The sequence below is a fragment of the Nocardia sp. SSK8 genome, assembly GCF_037034205.1.
In the GTDB taxonomy this organism is placed as follows: domain Bacteria; phylum Actinomycetota; class Actinomycetes; order Mycobacteriales; family Mycobacteriaceae; genus Nocardia.
This window is the reverse complement of the sequence record NZ_JBAGKD010000001.1, coordinates 167550-187359: the sequence shown is the minus strand read 5'-3', so window position 1 is coordinate 187359 and position 19810 is coordinate 167550. Positions and strand designations below refer to the sequence as shown.

Annotated in this window: 17 protein-coding genes; 14 read left to right on the top strand and 3 right to left on the bottom strand. The window is 68.4% G+C overall.

From position 1 onward, the window contains the following. Nucleotides 1-24: 24 nt before the first annotated feature. On the top strand, nt 25-1239 hold the full coding sequence (locus WA675_RS00820) for an acyl-CoA dehydrogenase family protein (RefSeq protein WP_336081047.1): 1215 nt from the start codon (nt 25-27) through the stop codon (nt 1237-1239). Nucleotides 1240-1365: 126 nt separating this feature from the next. Beyond that, nucleotides 1366-1725, top strand: coding sequence for a nuclear transport factor 2 family protein (locus WA675_RS00815; protein WP_336081046.1), 360 nt, complete (start codon nt 1366-1368; stop codon nt 1723-1725). Between the two features lie 65 nt (nt 1726-1790). On the opposite strand, the gene WA675_RS00810 is transcribed toward WA675_RS00815, so the two are convergent. Both WA675_RS00810 and WA675_RS00805 read right to left on the bottom strand, forming a co-directional pair. Continuing rightward, nucleotides 1791-2489, bottom strand: coding sequence for a hypothetical protein (locus WA675_RS00810; protein WP_336081044.1), 699 nt, complete (start codon nt 2487-2489; stop codon nt 1791-1793). Beyond that, the gene (locus tag WA675_RS00805) at nt 2479-3036 is read right to left on the bottom strand and encodes a hypothetical protein (protein WP_336081042.1); all 558 of its coding nucleotides are present in this window, start codon (nt 3034-3036) and stop codon (nt 2479-2481) included. The genes WA675_RS00810 and WA675_RS00805 overlap by 11 nt, the downstream gene beginning before the upstream one ends. A gap of 259 nt (nt 3037-3295) precedes the next feature. Between WA675_RS00805 and WA675_RS00800 the strand changes: the two genes are divergently transcribed. From WA675_RS00800 to WA675_RS00785, 4 genes are all read left to right on the top strand, one after another. After that, on the top strand, nt 3296-8713 hold the full coding sequence (locus WA675_RS00800) for a glutamate synthase-related protein (RefSeq protein ID WP_336081041.1): 5418 nt from the start codon (nt 3296-3298) through the stop codon (nt 8711-8713). After that, nucleotides 8710-10449 carry a diflavin oxidoreductase gene (locus WA675_RS00795; protein WP_336081039.1) on the top strand — a complete coding sequence of 580 codons (1740 nt, stop codon included), beginning with the start codon at nt 8710-8712 and terminating at the stop codon, nt 10447-10449. The genes WA675_RS00800 and WA675_RS00795 overlap by 4 nt, the downstream gene beginning before the upstream one ends. Next, nucleotides 10439-11278 (top strand): hypothetical protein, encoded by an 840-nt coding sequence (locus tag WA675_RS00790; protein ID WP_336081038.1) that lies wholly within the window; start codon nt 10439-10441, stop codon nt 11276-11278. Before WA675_RS00795 ends, WA675_RS00790 begins: the two co-directional genes overlap by 11 nt. 67 nt (nt 11279-11345) lie before the next feature. After that, a complete protein-coding gene (locus WA675_RS00785; RefSeq protein WP_336081036.1) occupies nt 11346-11534 on the top strand; it encodes a hypothetical protein in 189 nt (62 codons plus the stop codon). 2 nt (nt 11535-11536) lie between these two features. On the opposite strand, the gene WA675_RS00780 is transcribed toward WA675_RS00785, so the two are convergent. Further along, nucleotides 11537-12499 carry a DUF5996 family protein gene (locus WA675_RS00780; RefSeq protein WP_336081035.1) on the bottom strand — a complete coding sequence of 321 codons (963 nt, stop codon included), beginning with the start codon at nt 12497-12499 and terminating at the stop codon, nt 11537-11539. A 123-nt stretch (nt 12500-12622) separates the two neighbouring features. Between WA675_RS00780 and WA675_RS00775 the strand changes: the two genes are divergently transcribed. From WA675_RS00775 to WA675_RS00740, 8 genes are all read left to right on the top strand, one after another. Beyond that, nucleotides 12623-13606, top strand: a complete 984-nt coding sequence (locus tag WA675_RS00775) for an AurF N-oxygenase family protein (RefSeq protein ID WP_336081034.1) — start codon at nt 12623-12625, stop codon at nt 13604-13606. A 44-nt stretch (nt 13607-13650) separates the two neighbouring features. Then, nucleotides 13651-13965, top strand: a complete 315-nt coding sequence (locus WA675_RS00770; RefSeq protein WP_336081033.1) for a type II toxin-antitoxin system Phd/YefM family antitoxin — start codon at nt 13651-13653, stop codon at nt 13963-13965. Next, nucleotides 13962-14339, top strand: a complete 378-nt coding sequence (locus WA675_RS00765; RefSeq protein WP_336081032.1) for a hypothetical protein — start codon at nt 13962-13964, stop codon at nt 14337-14339. Before WA675_RS00770 ends, WA675_RS00765 begins: the two co-directional genes overlap by 4 nt. Before the next feature lie 86 nt (nt 14340-14425). Continuing rightward, a complete protein-coding gene (locus WA675_RS00760) occupies nt 14426-15058 on the top strand; it encodes a hypothetical protein (protein WP_336081031.1) in 633 nt (210 codons plus the stop codon). A 101-nt stretch (nt 15059-15159) separates the two neighbouring features. Beyond that, a complete protein-coding gene (locus WA675_RS00755; protein WP_336081030.1) occupies nt 15160-15657 on the top strand; it encodes an ArsR/SmtB family transcription factor in 498 nt (165 codons plus the stop codon). 98 nt (nt 15658-15755) lie between these two features. Then, complete coding sequence (locus tag WA675_RS00750) at nt 15756-17381, top strand: acyl-CoA synthetase (RefSeq protein WP_336081029.1); 1626 nt, start codon at nt 15756-15758, stop codon at nt 17379-17381. Between the two features lie 127 nt (nt 17382-17508). Next, on the top strand, nt 17509-19167 hold the full coding sequence (locus WA675_RS00745; RefSeq protein WP_336081028.1) for an acyl-CoA synthetase: 1659 nt from the start codon (nt 17509-17511) through the stop codon (nt 19165-19167). Nucleotides 19168-19195: 28 nt separating this feature from the next. Continuing rightward, complete coding sequence (locus WA675_RS00740; RefSeq protein ID WP_336081027.1) at nt 19196-19756, top strand: hypothetical protein; 561 nt, start codon at nt 19196-19198, stop codon at nt 19754-19756. Nucleotides 19757-19810 lie beyond the last annotated feature (54 nt).

Below are 19810 nucleotides of genomic sequence, written 5' to 3'. Positions count from 1 at the left end.
TTCTTACCTTCCAGGAGACTTCCCATGATCAATCTCGAACTCCCCAAGAAGCTGAAGGCGAGCGCCAACCAGGCCCACCAGGTCGCCTCTCAGATCTTCCGTCCGATCTCGCGCAAGTACGACCTCGCCGAGCACGAGTACCCGGTCGAGCTCGACACCATGGCCGCCATGATCGAGGGCCTGTCGGACTCCGGCACCCAGAAGATCGGTGGCGCCGCCGGTGGCCGCGGTGACGAGCCCGGCACCGACCTGGTCGCCAATGCCAACGGCGGCAATATGTCCGCGCTGCTCAACGCGCTGGAGACCTCCTGGGGCGATGTCGGCCTGATGCTGACCATCCCCTACCAGGGTCTGGGCAACGCGGCCATCGCCGCGGTCGCCACCGACGAGCAGCTCGCGCGCTTCGGCAAGGTGTGGGCCGCGATGGCCATCACCGAGCCGTCCTTCGGTTCCGACTCCGCCGCCGTCACCACCACCGCCGTGCTCGACGGCGACGAGTGGGTCCTCAACGGCGAGAAGATCTTCGTCACCTGTGGCGAGCGGGCCACCCACATCGTGGTGTGGGCCTCGGTCGACAAGAGCCTGGGCCGCGCGGCGATCAAGTCCTTCGTCGTCCCGCGCGACGCTCCGGGTCTGTCGGTGGCGCGGCTCGAGCACAAGCTCGGCATCAAGGCCTCCGACACCGCCGTGCTGCTGCTGCAGGACTGCCGGATTCCCGCCGACAACATCCTCGGCTCGCCGGAAGTCAATGTGGAGAAGGGTTTCGCGGGGGTCATGCAGACCTTCGACAACACCCGTCCGCTGGTGGCCGCCATGGCCATCGGTGTGGCCCGCGCCGCGCTCGAGGAACTGCGGTCCATCCTCACCGGCGCCGGTGTCGAGATCTCCTACGACACCCCCGCCATGAACCAGCACGCCGCCGCCGCCGAGTTCCTGCGCATGGAAGCCGACTACGAATCGGCCTACCTGCTGGCCCTGCGCGCGGCCTGGATGGCCGACAACAAGAAGCCCAACTCCCTCGAGGCTTCCATGTCCAAGGCCAAGGCAGGCCGCACCGGCACCGACGTCTCCCTCAAGGCCGTCGAACTGGCGGGCAGCCTCGGCTACTCCCAGCGCCTGCTCCTGGAGAAGTGGGGCCGCGACTCGAAGATCCTGGATATCTTCGAAGGCACCCAGCAGATCCAGCAGCTCATCGTGGCCCGCCGGGTGCTCGGGAAGTCCTCCGCCGAGCTGAAGTGACCTGGTAGACAATGAAATCCGGTGCGAGTCGTCATCGACTCGCACCGGATTTCTCGTTCCCGGGACACGTTGCGCCGAACGCGAAAACTCACCCGCCGTGCCCCCGCCGCTGACAAGCTGGGGCGCATGGAGAATCTCCGGGACGCCGAACATCGATTGCAGGCCGCACAGCTCGCCGGTGACGTCGACGCGCTCGACCGGCTACTGGACGACCGCCTGCTCTTCACCCTCGGCGGTGACGTCTACACCAAGGCCGACGACCTGGAACTGCATCGCACCGGGGCACAGGTGATGACACGACTGGTCGAGGAAGAGCTGACCGTCCTCGCCGACGAACACACCGGCGTCACCTGGTTCCTCGGCACCGTCGAAGGCACCGTCCACGGGGAGCCGTTCGCAGCCAGAATGCGCTACACCCGAACCTGGCGCCACGACGAAACCCACGGCTGGCAGATCATCGCCGCCCACGCGGGCCCCACCACCTGACACAGGCCCTCAGCAGGATGCACACGGCACATCTATGCTGACACGCTTTGCCGACAGCCGATGAATCAGTGGTGCCCGAACTGCTGCGGTTGCCGGGCCATGTGCGCGTCCGCTGCTGTTTTCAGTTCGCCGACAACCTCGTCGATGCCGCACTGGGCTGCGGCTACTGCCACCGCCAGGTAGGCGTGGAATTCCGCCGAACCACGGTCGGGGACCACCCCGGAGACCTTCTGACGATTCTCGACGTGGATCAGGACCGCATCTCCCTCGACGTCAAAGACGACCAGCTTGTCGAACCGCCACTCCCTGGTGGTCTTGCTGCCCGTGAAGATCACCCGGGAAGTGGTGATCACCGCCCGGCCGACATCGACGGATGTCTGCAGCTCGGGTCCGGGCACGTACGTACCCCGATAGCTGCCGGTGCGGTACCAGACACCTTTCGCGATGCGGACGCTCACTCCCGACGAACGGCCGGATGAGTAACCCCGCCGCTTCCTCGGCTCGATCAGCCGACAGGTGTCCGCGAACAACGCCGTCTCGCCCGACTTCAGCACAATGCCGTAGTCTGTCCCGCCGCCACCGCGTGACATCCTCCGCGCCACCGCAACGAGAGTGTCGAGCCGATCCTGCTCGACCTGCCACTCTGCCAGTTCGAGGTGGAAGGAACGTTCTGCCTGCGTATACGAGTCCTGGCCTCGGGCCGCCGCCGACCGGTCACCGTCACCGCCGCCGACGCCGACGCGCCACCATCGCTTACCTGTCACGGGCGTCGTTCAGTTGCTGCATCAAGACCGTGTCACCGGTCTTGATGTTGTCGGGATGGAAGACCTTCGTCAATGCCCTGAAGATCGCCTCGGTACGACCGGTGTCCACATATCCGAACAGCTGCTCAGCCCAGGTTCCGCCGCCGGCAGATCCATCGAACCGTTCGGCCGATTCCCTGCGCAGCCGCTGGACACTGGTACGCAGCTGCTCGATCTCGTCCCGGAGTTGCTCGATGTAGACAAGCTGCTGCCTGGCAGTGGTGTCCATCGCCTCGTACCTGCGCTTCCACTCCGCGACATCACCGGCGACATTGTCGCCGGTGGGCTGTTCGCCGAGCCGCTCCACCCGCGCGTCGAGTTTCTCGAAGGTGGACAGGAGCGCGGTGACGTCGACCCTGATGTGCCATTCGACATTCGCCCTGTCATAGCTGCGTGAACGCTGCGGTATCGCCGTCTTGAGCGCGTCGAGCAGCTGATCGTCGCGGCGGCTGAATGCGATCACCCAGTAGTCGTCTCTGGCCTCGACAGAAACGGTTGTCTGTGCCACGTAACCTCCCCCTGTCTCTTCAGCTCTGCCCCGCGAGAACGAACTCCATTGTTGCGCAACGCTTGTCAACCGACCAGCGCCGGTCACAAACCTGGCGGTCCGGTTTGTGGCGTTGTGAGGGGTGTGATGCTGGACGCTCGGGGACTTAGCTGAGGCTTAGTTAGGCTAGGCTCTGCTCATTTGCCGTGTGCTGGATCGGGCGGCAAGGGAAGACAGAGTGGGTGCGTCGTTGGTGGCGCGGGCCGAGGAGAATCGTCGTTTGAGTGGGCTGTATGACGCGGCGCTGGAGAAGAGCAGTTGTGGGGTCGGGTTTCTGACCCGGAAGGATGGCGTGCAGACGCACGAGATCATCCACAAGCTGCACGAGGCGCTGTGCGCGGTGCCGCATCGCGGCGGGATGTCGTCGGAGGGCGTGGGTGACGGGGCGGGTGTGAACCTGGACCTGTCGCTGCGGTTCTTCGCCGAGGTCACCGGGCGCGAGCTGAAGCTCGGGCAGTTCGGTGTGGGCAACTTCTTCCTGCCCACCGATCCGGCCTTCCACGGCGAGGCCGAGGCCGTCATCGAGCAGGCGCTGCTCGCGCAGGGGTTCGAGATCCTGTGCGTGCGCGAGGTGCCCGTCGACGACGACGCCATCCGCCCGGCAGCCCGCAAGTACCAGCTGCCGATCCGCCAGTGGGTGTTCCTGGCCGACGACGATCGCAAGATCCACGACGCGCTCATGGCCATCGAGGCGATCGCCTACACCCGCCCGGAGCTGCTCGGGATGTATCCGCTGTCGCTGAGCGCGCGCACCCAGGTGCTCAAGGGCAGGCTCAACTCGAACGAAGTGGTGCCGTACTTCCGCGATCTGAACGATCCGCGGATGGCCGTGCATTCGATGTTCTTCCACACCCGCTTCTCCACCAATACCGCGCCCAACGCGACGATGGCCCAGCCGTTCCGGCTGATGGCGCACAACGGTGAGCTCAACACCGACAAGAAGAACCGGCTCTCGGAGAACGCCATCGCGCTGGCCCGCAACCGGGCGATCATCCGCCCGCAGGGCCAGTCCGACAGCTGCCGTCTCGACCAGACCCTGCAGAACCGGGTGCTCGAGGACGACCTCGACCTGGTCACCGCCGTCGTCGCCATGATGCCGCCCGCCTGGGAGAACGACACCACGCTGTCGGCGCGGGTGACCGCCATGCTGGAGTACTTCAGCCTCTACGAGGAGAAGAACGACGGCCCCGCCGCGCTGATCTTCGGCGACGGCACCATTATCGGCGCCCGCCTGGACCGCCTCGGCCTGCGCCCGCTGCGCACCGTGGAGACCGCCGAGTACCTGGGCGTGATGTCAGAGGCCGGGCAGGTGTACTTCCCGCCCGAGGAGGTCACCCATCGTGGCCGGATCGAGGCGGGCGGCATGCTCTACTTCGATCACGCGCAGCGCCGCTCCTACACCACCACCGAGGCGCTGGAGATGCTGGCCGCGCGCCACGACTATCCGGCCATGCTCGCCGCCGCCCGCACGAATCTGGCCGACCTGCCCCCGGTCTCGCCGGAGGGGCAGGGTTCGCCCGCCCGCTACGACGGCGACCTGACCCGGCACCAGCGCTATGTCGCGTACTCGCTCAATCAGGAGAGCTTCAAGTTCCTGATGGATCCCATGCTGGCCACCGGCCAGGAGAAGATCTCCGCGATGGGCTACGGCGCGGCGATCAACGCGCTCTCCGATCAGGAGGGCGGGGTCGCCAAGTACTTCTCGCAGCGATTCGCGCAGGTCACCAATCCGCCGCTGGACAGCATCCGCGAGGCCGACGGCATGACCCTGCGGGTCGCGCTGGGCGCCAAGCCCAACAGCGGCGCCACCGCCGCCCCGCAGATCGTGGTGCGCTCGCCCATCCTCACCCACCTGGACATGCTCAAGATCCGCGAGCAGAGCCAGACCCCGGTGCGGCGGTTCGGCATGCGCTACCAGGTCGACCTCACCGACACCGGCGCCAATGCCGACGCGCTGGTGGCCGCCATCGACGCCCTGTGCGACGAGGTCGAGGCCTTCGCCCGGGAATCCGGCGGCATCGCGGTGATCACCGACCGGCACGTCGCGGCCGAGCGCGCGGCCATGCCGCTGATCATGGTGGTCTCGGCCATCAACCAGCGGCTCATCGAACAGGGCCTGCGCCTGCGGGTCTCGGTGATCGCCGAGAGCGGGCAGCTGTGCTCCTCGCACCACATCGCCGCCGTGCTGGGCTTCGGCGCGTCGGCGGTGTATCCGCTGGCTGTACAGATGCGTGCGGAGGAGAAGTTCGGCGCCGACGCCGACGCGGCGTTCAAGCACTTCGCCAAGGCGGCCGAGAAGTCGCTGATGAAGACCATGGGTCGTGTCGGTCTCTGCACCGTCGAGAGCTATATCGGCGGCGAGTTCTTCGAACCGAACTACCTCGACACCGCAGACCCGGTGCTGCACAGGTACTTCCCGAACGTGGTCTCGCCGGTGGCGGGCGTCGGCTTCCCGACCCTGGCCGCGGCCGTCGCGGACTGGCACGCCCGCGCGCTCACCGTCACCGGCGACAAGGACATCCCGCTGCTCGGCCTGTTCAAGGAGCGGGCCGAGGGCGCGGGCCACTCCTACGGCACCACCGCCGTGCGCGGGTTCGTCGACATGACCGAGGAGGCCATCTCCTTCGACGACACCGCCCGCCCCGACAACCCGGCCATGACCGACGCCACCTTCCTGCGCCTGCTCCCGCTCAACCAGCTCGAAGGCGCCTTCGGTCTCGACGACGAGGCCTACCGCAACACCAGCTTCGACCAGCTCACCCCGCGCGCGATCGACAGCTTCGACATCACCCCCGGCTACCGCCACTTCGTGCGGGCGATGAACGCCGAACGCACCCGGCGCCCGGCGGCCCTGCGCGATGTCCTCGCGCTGCCCGCTGACGTGAACTTCGTGCACGACGCCGACGAATTCCGCGCGGAGATGGGCCAGTTCGCCCGGGTCGGGAACAACGACTTCCAGGTGCGCGGCCTGAGCTGCGCGCAGGTCGACGGCGAGTTCGTCCTGCGGCTGACGCACGGCCCCGAGCGGCTGAGCGCCCTGGCCGAATCCCTGCGGGCCCGCTTCGGCACCGATATCCACCACGACGAGATCACCGATGACACCCTGCGGCTGCGCGCCACCGGCGCGGCCGAGCAGTACCTCACCGCCCTGCGCACCGCGCCGGAATCGATTCCGCTGCACCAGGTGCAACCCGCCAGTGAGATCACCGGCACCCTCGCCTCGGGCGCCATGAGCCACGGCGCGCTGGTGGCTCCGGCGCACGAGGCGGTCGCGCACGGCACCAATATGGTCGGCGGCATGTCGAACTGCGGTGAGGGCGGCGAGCACATCACCCGCTACGGCACCATCCGTGGCTCGCGGATCAAGCAGTTCGCCTCCGGGCGGTTCGGCGTGTGGTCGGGGTATCTGGCCGATCCGATGCTGCGGGAACTCGAGATCAAGATCGGGCAGGGCGCCAAGCCCGGCGAGGGTGGTCAGCTGCCCGCGCCGAAGGTGACCGTGGAGATCGCGGCGGCGCGTGGCGGCACGCCCGGCGTCGAACTCGTCTCTCCCCCACCGCATCACGACACGTATTCGATCGAGGATCTCGCGCAGCTCATCCACGACTGCAAGGCCGCGCGGGTGCGGGTGATCGTGAAGCTGGTGTCCTCGGAGGGCATCGGCACCATCGCGGTCGGCGTGGCCAAGGCCGGTGCCGATGTCATCAATGTCGCGGGCAATACCGGCGGCACCGGCGCGGCGGCGGTGACCAGTCTCAAGTACGCGGGCCGGTCCGCCGAGATCGGCGTGGCCGAGGTGCATCAGGCCCTGTGCGCCAACGGGATTCGCCAGAAGGTGATCCTGCGCTGTTCGGGTGCGCACCAAACCGCCAGTGACGTGGTGAAATCGGCGCTGCTGGGCGCGGACAGCTTCGAATTCGGCACCACCGCGCTGATGATGCTCAAGTGCGTGATGGCCAAGAACTGCAATATCAAGTGCCCGGCCGGACTCACCACCAATGCCGAAGTGTTCGAAGGTGATCCGCGGGCGCTGGCGCAGTATCTGCTCAATATCTCCCACGAGGTGCGCGAGATCCTGGCCACGCTGGGCCTGCGTTCGCTGCGCGAGGCGCGCGGCCGCAGCGATCTGCTGCACCTGCACGACCACCCGTCCAGCATCGGCACCCTGGATCTGCGCCGCATGCTCGAGGTCGCCGAGGAGGTGCGCGTCGACGACCCGATCTACATGGAGAAGGACTTCACCATCGACGACGCCTTCCTGGACCAGCTCGAGCTGGGCGGGGTCGCGTTCGCGCCGGTCGCGCTGACCAACCGGAACAAGAGTGTCGGCGGGCAGCTCGCCATCGACATCGAGCGCCTGCTCAACCACCAGGGCGCCGACGGTCCCGCGGTCACCCTCGACGATCGCGGCCGTCGCTATCTGCTGCCCGACAGCGTCACCGTCACCACCACCGGTTCGGCGGGCCAGAGCTACGGCGTGTTCTGCACCGACGGCATGACCATGACCCACACCGGCACCTGCAACGACGGCGTCGGCAAGAGCGCCTGCGGCGGCACGATTGTCGTGCGCTCCCCCGGCGGCGGCGCCGAGGGCGCCAATGTGCTGATCGGCAACTTCGCGCTGTTCGGCGCCTCGGGTGGCCGATTATTCGTGGAGGGCCAAGCCGGTGACCGATTCGCGGTGCGCAATTCCGGCGCCACCGCCGTGGTCGAGGGCGTCGGCGAATTCCTGTGCGAGTACATGACCAATGGCGCGGTGCTCAATATCGGCGGCTTCGGCAAGGGTGTCGCCAACGGCATGAGCGGCGGCTTCCTCTACCAGTACAACCCCGACGGTGACCTCGCCGCCAAGGTGAGCGCCGACTCGGTGCTGGTGCTGCCGATCACCGACGCGCCGTTCCACGAACTGGCCGCGCGGACCATGCTCGAATGGCATGTCGCCGCCACCGGGTCGGCGAAAGGCCGTGCGCTGCTGGAAGACTGGGCCAGCACCCGCCAGCTGCTCAGCTACGCCATGCCGCGCGCGCTGCTGCAGTACCAGGACTCCGACGCGATCCTGGCCGCCAAGACCCGCCGCGAACTCCTCGACGAGCTCGCCGCGGCCCTGGCCGGACACCAGGTGCGCAAGTTCAAGCTGTCCTACCGCGACCAGTGCACCGTCCTCGACGGTCAGGTCCCCGGCTACGGCGATACCGACAGCGAGGAGATGTTCGCCCTGCTCAACACCTACACGGTGCTGAACATGGCCCAGCAGCTGGCGCTCTCGCGCATGTCGGTCCCGGCGCAGGTCGACGATCCGGCCGTCGGCAAGGCGGTGCGCAACCTGATCCTCACCGAGGACTTCTTCCTCATCCAGAAGCTGCAGAAATACGCCCGCGAGGCGATCGACGGCTTCAGCGACGACGATCTCGCTGTCCTCGTCGCCGACAAGCGCCTGTCCGACTACAAGCAGGCGCTACGCAAGCGCAATGTCCGCTCCATGGACAGCCCAGGCACCTACGGCTGGATCCTGTTCCAGACCGCCAAGAACATCGACAAGATCGGCAGGCTGCCGTCGTTCGAGGAACTGTTCGCCCACCAGGCCGTTCCCGTCGTCGCCCTGTCCGGCCCCTCCCTCGAAACGGTCACCAGCGCATGAAGATCGCCTACATTCCCGAAGACGCCCCGTTCAACGAGGACCAGCGCGCCTGGCTGTCCGGCTTCCTGGCCGGGCTGCACTCGCGGCTGGCCATGAACCTGTCCGCCCCACCCGCGGCCGTCACCGACACCGGCGCGCCGCGGGTGCCGCTGCGCATCCTCTACGGCACCCAGACCGGCAATGCCGAGAGCGTGGCCGGGGACGCGGCGGCCGCCGCCAAGGCGCAGGGCTTCGACGCCACCGTCAGCGGGCTCGACGAGATCGCGCTCGACGAGTTCGCCGGGCTGAAGTACGTCCTGATCATCACCTCCACCTACGGCGAGGGCGAGATGCCCGACAACGCCGAATTGTTCTGGGACGCACTCTCGGCCACCACCGCCCCGCGCATGGAGGGCGTGGCGTACGGCGTGCTCGCGCTCGGGGACACCGGGTATGACGGGTTCTGCCAGGCGGGCAAGCTCATCGATACCCGGCTCGAACAGCTCGGCGCGCACCGCATCGTCGGCCGGGCCGACTGCGATATCGACTACGAGACCGCCGCCGCCGAATGGGTGCACAGCGCGGTCTCGACGCTGGTCACCCTGGCCGGGGCCAGCGGCAACCCGGGCACTCCGCCGCCGAGCACAGTGGCCCGCTCCGGCTGGACCCGCAAGAACCCGTATCCGGCGCTGCTGCCGGTGAACCGGGTGCTGTCCGGGGCCGGTTCGGGCAAAGAGATCCGCCACTTCGAGTTCGCGCTGGCCGACAGCGGCATCGTCTACGAGGCGGGTGACGCGCTGGCCGTGGTACCGGAGAACGATCCGGCGCTGGTCGCGGCGATCACCGAGCACTTCCGCGTCTCCCCCGACACCCTGGTCGACGGCGAACCCCTCGGCGAGCTGCTCGGGCACCGCTACGAGATCAGCACCCCGTCCAAGGATCTGCTCAGCGAGGTGGAGAGCCGCGCCGAGCACGAGGAGCTCTCGCACGTGCTGCGCGGCGGCGTGAAGGACGTCCTCGACCGCTGGCTCTACGGCAAGGACATCCTCGACATCCTGCGCATCGGCGGCGACGCGCTCAGCCTCGAGGAGTTCATCGGCCTGCTGAAACCGCTGGTGCACCGGGCCTATTCGATCTCGTCGAGTTCGCTGGCGCATCCGGACCACATCCATCTCACCGTGGCCAGCGTGCGCTACCAGGGCGCCGGTCGCGACCGCGGCGGTGTGTGTTCGACCTTCCTGGCCGATCGCAGCGCGGGCGCCAAGATCTTCCTGCAGCCCAACAAGCACTTCCGCGTCCCCGGCGACGACGACGCCCCGATGATCATGGTCGGCCCCGGCACCGGCATCGCCCCGTTCCGCGCCTTCCTGCAGGAACGCCAGCAGCGCGGCGCGCAGGGCCGCAACTGGCTGTTTTTCGGCGACCAGCACCGCGCCCACGATTTCATCTACTCCGACGAGCTCACCGGCTGGCACGAGAACGGCGTCCTCGACCGTCTCGACCTCGCGTTCTCCCGTGACCAGGCCGAGAAGATCTACGTGCAGACCCGCATGCGCGAACACGGCGCCGACCTGTACGCCTGGCTCGAGGAGGGCGGCCACTTCTACGTGTGCGGTGACGCCACCCGGATGGCCAAGGACGTCGACAAGGCGCTGCACGCGATCGTGGCCGAGCATGGCGGGCTCGACGCCGACGCGGCCGACGCCTACGTCAACACGCTCAAGCGCGAGAAGCGATACGTGCGCGATGTGTACTGACGACCGGCGCTGCGAGCGCTGCCCGGCCCGCCGCGTGCGCGCCGGGGCCCGGGTGGTCGCCGCCGCACTGCCCGCCCTCGGCACCGTGGTCTCGGTGACCGCCAACGACGCCGCGCTGCTCAGCCACACCGGCGAATACCAGCAACCCGCCCTGCCCGGCGAGGCGCTGAGCTGCGGCGATCAGCAGATCGCGCTGCGCGTGGACCCGAGCCTGGTCACCGACACCCTGCTCACCCCACGCGCGCTGACCCTGGCCGACGGCACCGGCACGCACCGCGCCTACCTCACGCCCCAGTCGGACCGGCTGGTCGTCGAGGCGCTGGAAGCGGCACCGGCGGCCGAGCCGGAACCCGACCGGGCCCTGGACTGGACGACGGTGAACTGGCGCGAGACCGACCAGATCACCCACCTCGACGACCTCACCCCCGCCCGCTACCGGGTGCTGCCGTTCACCGGCGCCCGCCGGATCGACGAGCGGGTGGTGCCGCATCTGCTCACCCATCTCACCGAGATCAGCCTGGCGCACACCGTCGCGGTACCCGGTGGCGGCTGCGTGCAGTTGCATCGCGGGCAGGCGGCGATGGCCGAGTGGTCGGGCAGTCGTGTCGCGGTGATGTACAACGCGGCGCGGTACGCGCTGGACCCGTCGATGGTCGCCGAATGCTGGGTCACCGAGGCGCACGGCGTCGCCGGGACGACCTCGGCGGTGGAGCTCTACGACCGCGACAACCGCTGCGTCACCGTGCTCACCCAGACCGGGCCGGTGTGTCAGCACCTGCACGGCGCGTGGGAGGCGATCGTCGCGTCGCTGCCGGATCACCCGGAATAGGACTCCGGCCCGACCGTCACACCCGCGCGGCGAGCTCCTCGGCGCGCGGCGTGGAATGATCGCTCGCATGAGCAGCACTGGGAACCCGATCATGATCCTCGGCGTGGCGGGCGGTGTGGCCATCGGTCTGCTGGTGGCGAATTGGAGCCCGGTGCGGGCGGTGATCTACGCGGTGATCTGGCTGGTGGCGGCGGGGGTGCTGCTGGCGCGAGGGCAGCTGCGGCGCAAGGCGACCCCGGAGTCCGCCGACGAGTGAGCTCACAGCCGGGTGGTGTCGTCCAGATGTAGCCGCCGGTCCAGCCGGTGCGGGTCGACGTCGAGCAGCTTGCGATCCCAGTGGGCCAGGTCGGCGGCCGCCGCGTAGGTGGTGTCGAGGAAGTCGAGCAGGGTGGCGTCCGGATCGTCGGAGCCGCGCACGGCCTCGTAGGGCAGCACGAATTCGCCGAGACCGGCGTCCCAGTGCGCGGCCGCGGGGCCCGCCGGGTGGTCGGAGTAGCCGTCGGGCGCCGGGTACGAATACGCGTAGAACATGCCCTCGGCGCCGCCGGGCCAGAAACCCGCGCTGGCGCATTCGCGCGAATAGCCCTCTTCCATCACCCAATCCGCGCAGTTGGGGGCGCCGCCGGGATGCAGCGGCGCGCTGCGGCCGGAGAAGCGGGTACAGGCCAGGTCGAAGGCGCCCCAGAACACGTGCACCGGGCTGGACTTCCCGGCGAAACCGGCCCGCCAGAGCGCGAAGACACGATCGATCTGCACCAGCTGCTGCCAGAACAGGTGCACGGCGTCGGCGTCGTAGGAGCTGTGCGTGGTGTCGCTCGCGAACGGGATGGCCGGGTCGACCTCGTTGGGCGAGGCCTCGATATCGAGGATGACGTCGAGACTGTGCAGGATGTCGCGCAGCTCGCCGTAGAAATCGGCGACCGTGCGGGGACGCAGCACCACACTGGCCCGGCGGCCGTCGCTGGTGCGCAGATTCAGCTCGTGGTCGACGAAGTCGAATTCGATGTCGAGCACGCGGCCGTCGATCGGGATCGCACCGGTGCTCAACCCGCGGGCGCTCACCCGCGAGGTGACATTCCACCAGTGATTGATCAGCGCGGTCCCCGACATCTGCAGTTTGCCGACGATCTGCAACCACATGTGCAGGGTGTCGCGGGTATCGGACCAGGAGTCGACGCTCAGCTCGGGCCAGGTGGCTCCGGCGGGGGTGAGACGGGCCATCACCCCATGCTACGTGCGCCCGGTGGCCGGAGCCGGGATCGCGCGATCTCGCGCGCCGTAGTTGTCTGAGACCTCGGGTCTCATATAAAGTGGGAGCTGCGCCACACGAAGGAGACATCACCGATGCTGTCGACAACCAAGAACACCGCGACCGATCCCGAGTACCACGAGATCCTGCGCAACCTGTCCGAAGGCTCGGTGAACCGGCACTTCGATCCCTACGTCGACATCGACTGGGATTCGCCCGAGTTCGCCGTGCACTCCGACGACCCGCGCTGGATCATGCCCGAAGAGGATCCCCTGGGCCGTCACCCCTGGTACAAGGCCCAGCCCGTCGAGAAGCAGATCGCCATGGGCATGTGGCGCCAGGCGGGCATCGCCAAGGTGGGCCTGGACTTCGAGCAACTGCTCATCCGCGGGCTCATGCAGTACCTGGTCTCGGTGCCCAACGGTGACCCGGAATTCCGCTACGTCACCCACGAGGCTGCCGAAGAGTGCAACCACACGATGATGTTCCAGGAGATGATCAACCGCATCGGTTACCGCGATGTGGTCGGCATGGGCAGCATCGACCGCAAGCTGACGATGGCCATCTGGCCCGCCGTGAAGTACTTCCCCGAGCTGTTCTTCACCATGATCCTCGGCGGCGAGGAGCCGATCGACCACCTGCAGAAGTCGCTGCTGCGCGCCGGGGTCGACCTGCATCCGATGGTGCAGCGCGTCATGCAGATCCACGTGGCCGAGGAGGCCCGCCACATCTCCTTCGCCCACGAGTACCTGCGCCGCAACGTGCCGGGGATGAACCCGATCACCAAGGCCGTGCTCTCGGTGGCCTTCCCGATCGCCATGCGGGTGATGCTCGACATGATCATGACCCCGCCCAAGGAGTTCGTCGACAAGTTCGACATCCCCGCCGAGGTCATGCGCGACGCGTACTGGGGCAACGAGGAATCGCAGACCACCATCCGCAACATCTTCGGTGACGTGCGGGCCCTGGCCACCAACAGCGGCATGATGAACCCGGTCGCCAAGCTCACGTGGAAGCTGCTGAGCATCGACGGCCCGGCCACCCGCTACCGCAGCGAACCGGCCCGCAAGGTCGCCTGAGCCGAAGCCGACAGTCCACTGTACATAGCGATGTACAGTGGACTATGGCTGATTACGAGACAGTGCCACTGACCGAGTTGCGGGGGCAGCTCGGTAGTGTTTTCGACGGCGTGTCCGCGAGCGGACGGCCGGTGATCGTGACCCGGGAGGGGAAGGAGCTGGTCGCGGTGGTACCCGCCGAGGTGTTACGGCACGGGGCATTACCCCCGGCCTACTTCAACGACGATCTGCGCGAACAGATCCTGGGCAGGCTCGACGATCGGATCAAGCAGCATTCCGAGGCCGAGATCGCCGACGCGGAAGCGAAACTGAGCACACTGATGGGCGCACTGAACGGCACGGCCGCGAGCGAACGGTGAGCGTCGCCGACCACACCGCGCTCACCTCGCTGGCCAGATCGCCGCTGTTCGGGCAGGTGATCATGCGCCAGTTCACCCAGCAGCGCCGGATCATGGTGGTGCCCTCGGTGAGCCTGATGGCCGCCATGCGGGCGGTCGACAATATCGACGAGCTCGGGCGTCTGCTCGACAATCGCGTCGCGGTGCGCTGGGCCGAGCTCGACGCCGCCACCGCCATCCGCGTCGGCACCACCGTGCCGATCGCCGACGACCACATCGACTGGCCGCTGGTCGCGCCGGTGGTGTTCACCGCCCAGCACCTGGATATGCCGGTGCTGACCGCGAAACCGGAGCTCTATCGCGGTTACAAGGTGCAGGTCGCCCCGATGCCGTGAGAGCGGGGTGGTCTCGGGTGTGACGCGCGTCTCGGTTACGGTGCTCGGGTGAAAGCAGTACCAGGAACACTCTAGGAGAGCTGGTTATGCATCATTTGAGCGTCATGCGTCGTCTCACCACCGCCGTCGCCGCCACCTCGGCCGCGATCGCCGTCGTCTTCGCCGCCCCCGCGGTGGCCGACCCGCAGCCGCAGACCGTGGATATCGCCGCAGCCGTCGCGCAGCTGCGCACCACCGTCGCCGACAACCCGGCCGCCCTGGCGGCGCTGGACAAGCTGACCGAGGACGGCACCGTCGAGGTGGCCCTGCCCGCGCAGCCGTTCCAGATCCCCGCGACCTCCGACATCGGCCAGAACGGCGGCGGACCCGGCGTCTACGGCTCGGGGATCGCCCTGGACCTCGACGGCTTCCGCTTCGGCTTCTTCGGCGGCCCCGGCACCCTCTCGCCGAACCAGAACGGCGCCAAGCTCGAGGTCATGTGGCTGAACCTGTCCAACGGGCAGAGCGGCACCGCCGTGCTCAGCGAGCACCAGGACGTGCCCGTCGACACCACCATCCGCACCGCCGCTCTCAACCCCGGCGGCGGCCTGATCGTGGCCGCGGTCTACGGCACCCTGTGGCACCGCTGGTCGGTTCCGGTCGACGAGCAGCACCCCGACGGCTACGCCTACCAGCTGGGCACCATCCAGCAGCCGTCCTTCGGCGCCGTCACCGGCTGAGCGGATTTCCCCGGCGCACCCCGGCCACCCGCCGGGGTGCGCTGTCGCGTTCGAGGGTGGGATTGCGGCGCAATGGTTTCGGCGTGAAGTAGGTTGACCGCGTGGATCTGGTCGACCGACTCGAAGAACTGGAACGGCGGGTCACCGCCTTGGAGAACACGCGGCCCGACGGCGGCGAGCCGAACCTGCCGTGGGCGGTGGCCCGGCTGCGGCGCGAGTTCGACGACGCGGGCGCGCGCAACGGCGGCGTCCTGCTGGCCGGTGCGCTGCACCTGCCCACCGGCGAGCAGCTGAACTGGCAGGCCCAGTTCGCCACCGACGCGGTGGTGGGCGATGTGTGGACCATCGAGGCGGCCAACTGCCTCGCGGCGCTGGCCGACCCGGTGCGGCTGCGACTGCTGCAGGAGATCGTCAACGGCAGGCGCACCGCGGCGGACCTGGCCGCCATCGAGGAACTCGGCACCTCGGCCGAGATCTACCAGCACCTGCGCCAGCTCGCGGCGGTCGGCTGGTTGCAGACCGCGGGGCGCGGGCGGTTCGAGGTGCCCGAGGCCAGGCTGGTCCCGCTGCTCGCCACCTTGGCCAGCGCGCAGCGGTAGCCGGAGAAATATCCGAATTGTCCGGTTAGAACACTGTGATGTAGAGCATACCGACTGCTACGGTGAGCATCAGATTCAGCGAAGCCGGAGGTAGCCGAGTGAACGTGTCCCACCTGCTCGAAAGCGTGAAGGCGCTCGGAGTGCTGCGCTCGCGCGGCGTGTCCGACCCGACCAAGCCGCTGGAGACCCTGCGGACCATGAAGGAATCCAAGATCTACGGCCCGCAGGCCACCCTGGTCCGGCATTCCGCGCGCGTGGCTCCCGACCAGGTCGCCCTGGCCGACGAGCGGGGTGAGCTCACCTACGCCGAGCTCGATCAGCAGTCCACCGCGGTGGCCCGCGGGCTGCGGGCGGCCGGGATCGGCGAGGGCACCGTGATCGCGGTGCTGGCACGCGATCATCGCGGCCTGATCATGTCGATGATCGCGGCGGGCAAGCTGGGCGCGCGGATCGCCCTGATGAACACCGGCTTCGCCAAGCCGCAGTTCGCCGAGGTGTGCGAGCGCGAGAACGTGCGCGCGGTGCTGCACGACAGCGAGTTCCTCGGCCTGCTCGACGCCCTGCCCGCCGAGCTGCCGCGCTACCTCACCTGGGTCGACGAGGGCACCGAATTGCCCACGGGCGCGACGACCTTCGACGACCTCATCGCGAACAACAGCACCGAGGACCTGCCCGCCCCGAGCAAGCCCGGCGGGTTCATCATCCTCACCAGCGGCACCACCGGTCTGCCCAAGGGCGCCCCGCGCACCAAGGTCACCCCGATGGCCACCGCGCAGTTCGTGGACCGGGTGCCCTTCCCCAAGCGCGGCACCATGATGATCGTCTCGCCGATCTTCCACAGCACCGGTCTCGGCACCTGGCTGGTCGGCTCGATCCTGTCGAACAAGATCGTGATGCGCCGCCGCTTCGACGCCGAGGCCACCCTCGCCGCGATCGCCGAGCACAAGGTCGAGATGCTGGTCTGCGTGCCGACCATGCTGCACCGGATGACCGAGCTGCCCGCCGAGGTGCGCGCGAAATACGACCTGTCCTCGCTGAAGGTCATCCTGTTCGCCGGTTCCGCGCTCACCCCGGAGCTGTGTATCCGCGCCACCGAGGCGTTCGGGCCGGTGCTCTACAACCTCTACGGCTCCACCGAGGTGGCCATCGCCAGCATCGCCAACCCGGCCGAGCTGGCCGAGGCGCCGGGCACGGTGGGCCGCTCGCCGATCACCTGCGAGGTCCGCCTCTACGACGAGAACGACCAGCGCGTGGACGCCCCCGAGACCCCGGGCCGGATCTTCGTGCGCAGCGGTGCGCCCTTCGAGGGTTACACCGACGGGCGCAACAAGCAGATCATCGACGGCTACATGTCCAGCGGCGATCTGGGCCACTTCACCGCCTCCGGCCTGCTCATGGTCGACGGCCGCGACGACGACATGATCGTCTCCGGCGGCGAGAACGTCTTCCCGCAGGAGGTGGAGAACCTGCTCGTCGAGCGGCCGGACGTGTTCGACGTGGCGGTGGTCGGCGTCGACGACAACGAGTTCGGCAAGCGCCTGCGCGCCTTCATCGTGGTGGAGCCGGGGCACTCGGTCGAGGCCGACGAGATCAAGGAGCACGTGAAGTCGAACCTGGCCCGGTTCAAGGTGCCGCGCGAGGTCATCTTCGTCGAGGAACTGCCGCGCAATGCCACCGGCAAGATCCTGCGGCGGGTGCTGGTGGACTATGAGGTGTCCCAGTGAGACCGGCGAGTACCTGAGACTGCTTGTCACCGGAACCGCCGGTACTTGATACTGTCACCACCAGCACTGGATCTCGAGGACGCGGTCCGGCCTACTCGTCATGGGCCATCCGCCGGAAGGCTGTTCGATGTCTCTGTCTCTGCCCGCGCTCGGTGGCACCGCCCGGCGTGCCGGTGATTTCGCCCTGGGCGTCAAGGTCATGGTCGACCGCAAGCTGTTCAATCCGCTGCGGCTCGACCATGCGGCGCGCTCGTTCTTCAATGTCTCCAAGTTCGGGCCGTTCGCGGGCGTGGTGATGCACGCGGCGCAGTCGCGGCCGACCGCGGGCGCGATCGTCGACGAGCGCGGTGAGCTCACCTTCGGCATGCTCGACGAGCAGTCCAACGCCTTCGCGCGTGGTCTGCGGGCCAGTGGCATCGCCGAGGGTGATGTCATAGCGGTGCTGGCCCGCGACCATCGCGGCATGGTGCTCAGTCTGCTCGCGGCGGGCAAGCTGGGCGTGCGCGCGGTCTTGATGAACACCGGCTTCGCCAAGCCGCAGTTCGCCGATGTGGCCGCGCGCGAGAAGGTCAAGGCGGTGCTGCACGACAGCGAGTTCCTGGACCTGATGAGCGCCATCCCCGCCGAGATCCCGCGCGTGCTCACCTGGGTCGACGAGAAGCACGGCGTCGACCCGGCCATCCCCACGGTCGAGTCGCTGTCGGCGGGCCGGTCGGTCGCGCCGCTGACCGCGCCCGGCAAGCCCGGCGGGATGGTCATCCTGACCAGTGGTACCACCGGCACACCCAAGGGCGCGCCGCGCGACAAGGTCTCGCCGTTCGCCTCGGCGCAGTTCGTCGACCGGGTGCCGCTGCCCAACAACGGCACCATGATCATGGCGGCGCCGATCTTCCACGGCACCGGCCTGTCGCAGTTCACGCTGGGCCTGGCCCTGGGCAACCGGGTGATCTTCCAGCAGCGCAAGTTCGATCCGGAACTGACGCTGGCCAATGTCGTGAAGTACCGGGCGGATTCGCTGGTCGTGGTCCCGACCATGCTCCAGCGCATCCTCGACCTCGACGCCGAGGTCCTCGCGAAGTACGACCCGCGCACCATGAAGGTGATCTTCGCGGCGGGCTCGGCCATCGCCCCCGACGTGGTGACCCGCACCCTGGACTACTTCGGTGACACCCTCTACAACCTGTACGGCTCCACCGAGTGCGCGGTGATGACCGTGGCCACCCCCGAGGATCTGCGCAAGTCGCCGACCACCGCGGGCAAGGCCCCGGTCGGCATCCGGATCGTGCTGCTCGACGAGAACCGCAAGCCGATCACGGCGCCGAATGTCACCGGAACCATCTTCGTGGACAACGGTTTCGCCTTCACCGGGTACACCGACGGGCGGACCAAGGAGATCGTCGACGGCATGATGTCCTCCGGCGACGTCGGCCATTTCGACGAAGACGGCCTGCTCTACATCGACGGCCGCGACGACGACATGATCGTCTCCGGCGGCGAGAACGTCTTCCCGCTCGAGGTGGAGAACCTCATCGCGGGCCGCGCCGACGTCTTCGAAGCGGCCGTGGTCGGTGTCGACGACCGCGATTACGGCAAGCGCCTGCGCGCGTTCGTGGTGCCCGGACCGGAGTCCGCGCGCGACGCGGCCGAGATCAAGGAGTATGTGCGCGCGAACCTGGCCCGCTACAAGGTGCCGCGCGAGGTGATCTTCGTCGACGAGCTGCCCCGCAACGCCACCGGCAAACTGCTGCGCAAGCCGCTGATCGAGATGGCGGTCGAGGAGCAGTGAGCCGAGACCGGTCGTCTATCATCAGCCGGTGATCATCGAGTTCGCGCGGACCGCCGCGCCGTCGCGTGCCGTCGGCGCGCGGCTGCGCGGTGCCTGCGCGGGCTCGATGTCGGGCGCGCTGTCGCTGGCCGCCCACGGGCTGGCCGGTGGGGGCGCGCTGCCCGGCAGCACCACCGTCGCCCTGCTGGCCGCCGTCTCGGCGCTGATCGGCGCCCTGGTGGCGGGCATCGGCCCGCTGCGGAACGGGGCGGTCGGGCTGGCCGCGGTGCTGCTGGGCGGGCAGTTGCTCGGCCACACCACGATGAGCTGGTCCGGGCATTCCCAGCACGGCGCCGATTCGCTCGGCCTCGGCATGCTCAGCGCCCACCTGGTGGCCGCGATCGTGGCAGCCGTCGTCATCCTCGGTGCCGAGGCCGCCTACCGGTTCGGCAGCGCCGTCCTGGCGCGGATCCTCCCGCTGCGCTACCGCACCCCGCGCATTCCCGATCCGGTGCCGCTGCGCCTGGTCCACCGTGACCGCGTCATCCTGCGGATCTTCGCCGCGCACGCCCTGCGCACCCGCGGTCCGCCGCTCGCGATTCCTTTCTGATTTCCCTCACCCGGTGCACGGATCTTCGCCGTGCGCTGTCTCGCGGCCGGACCC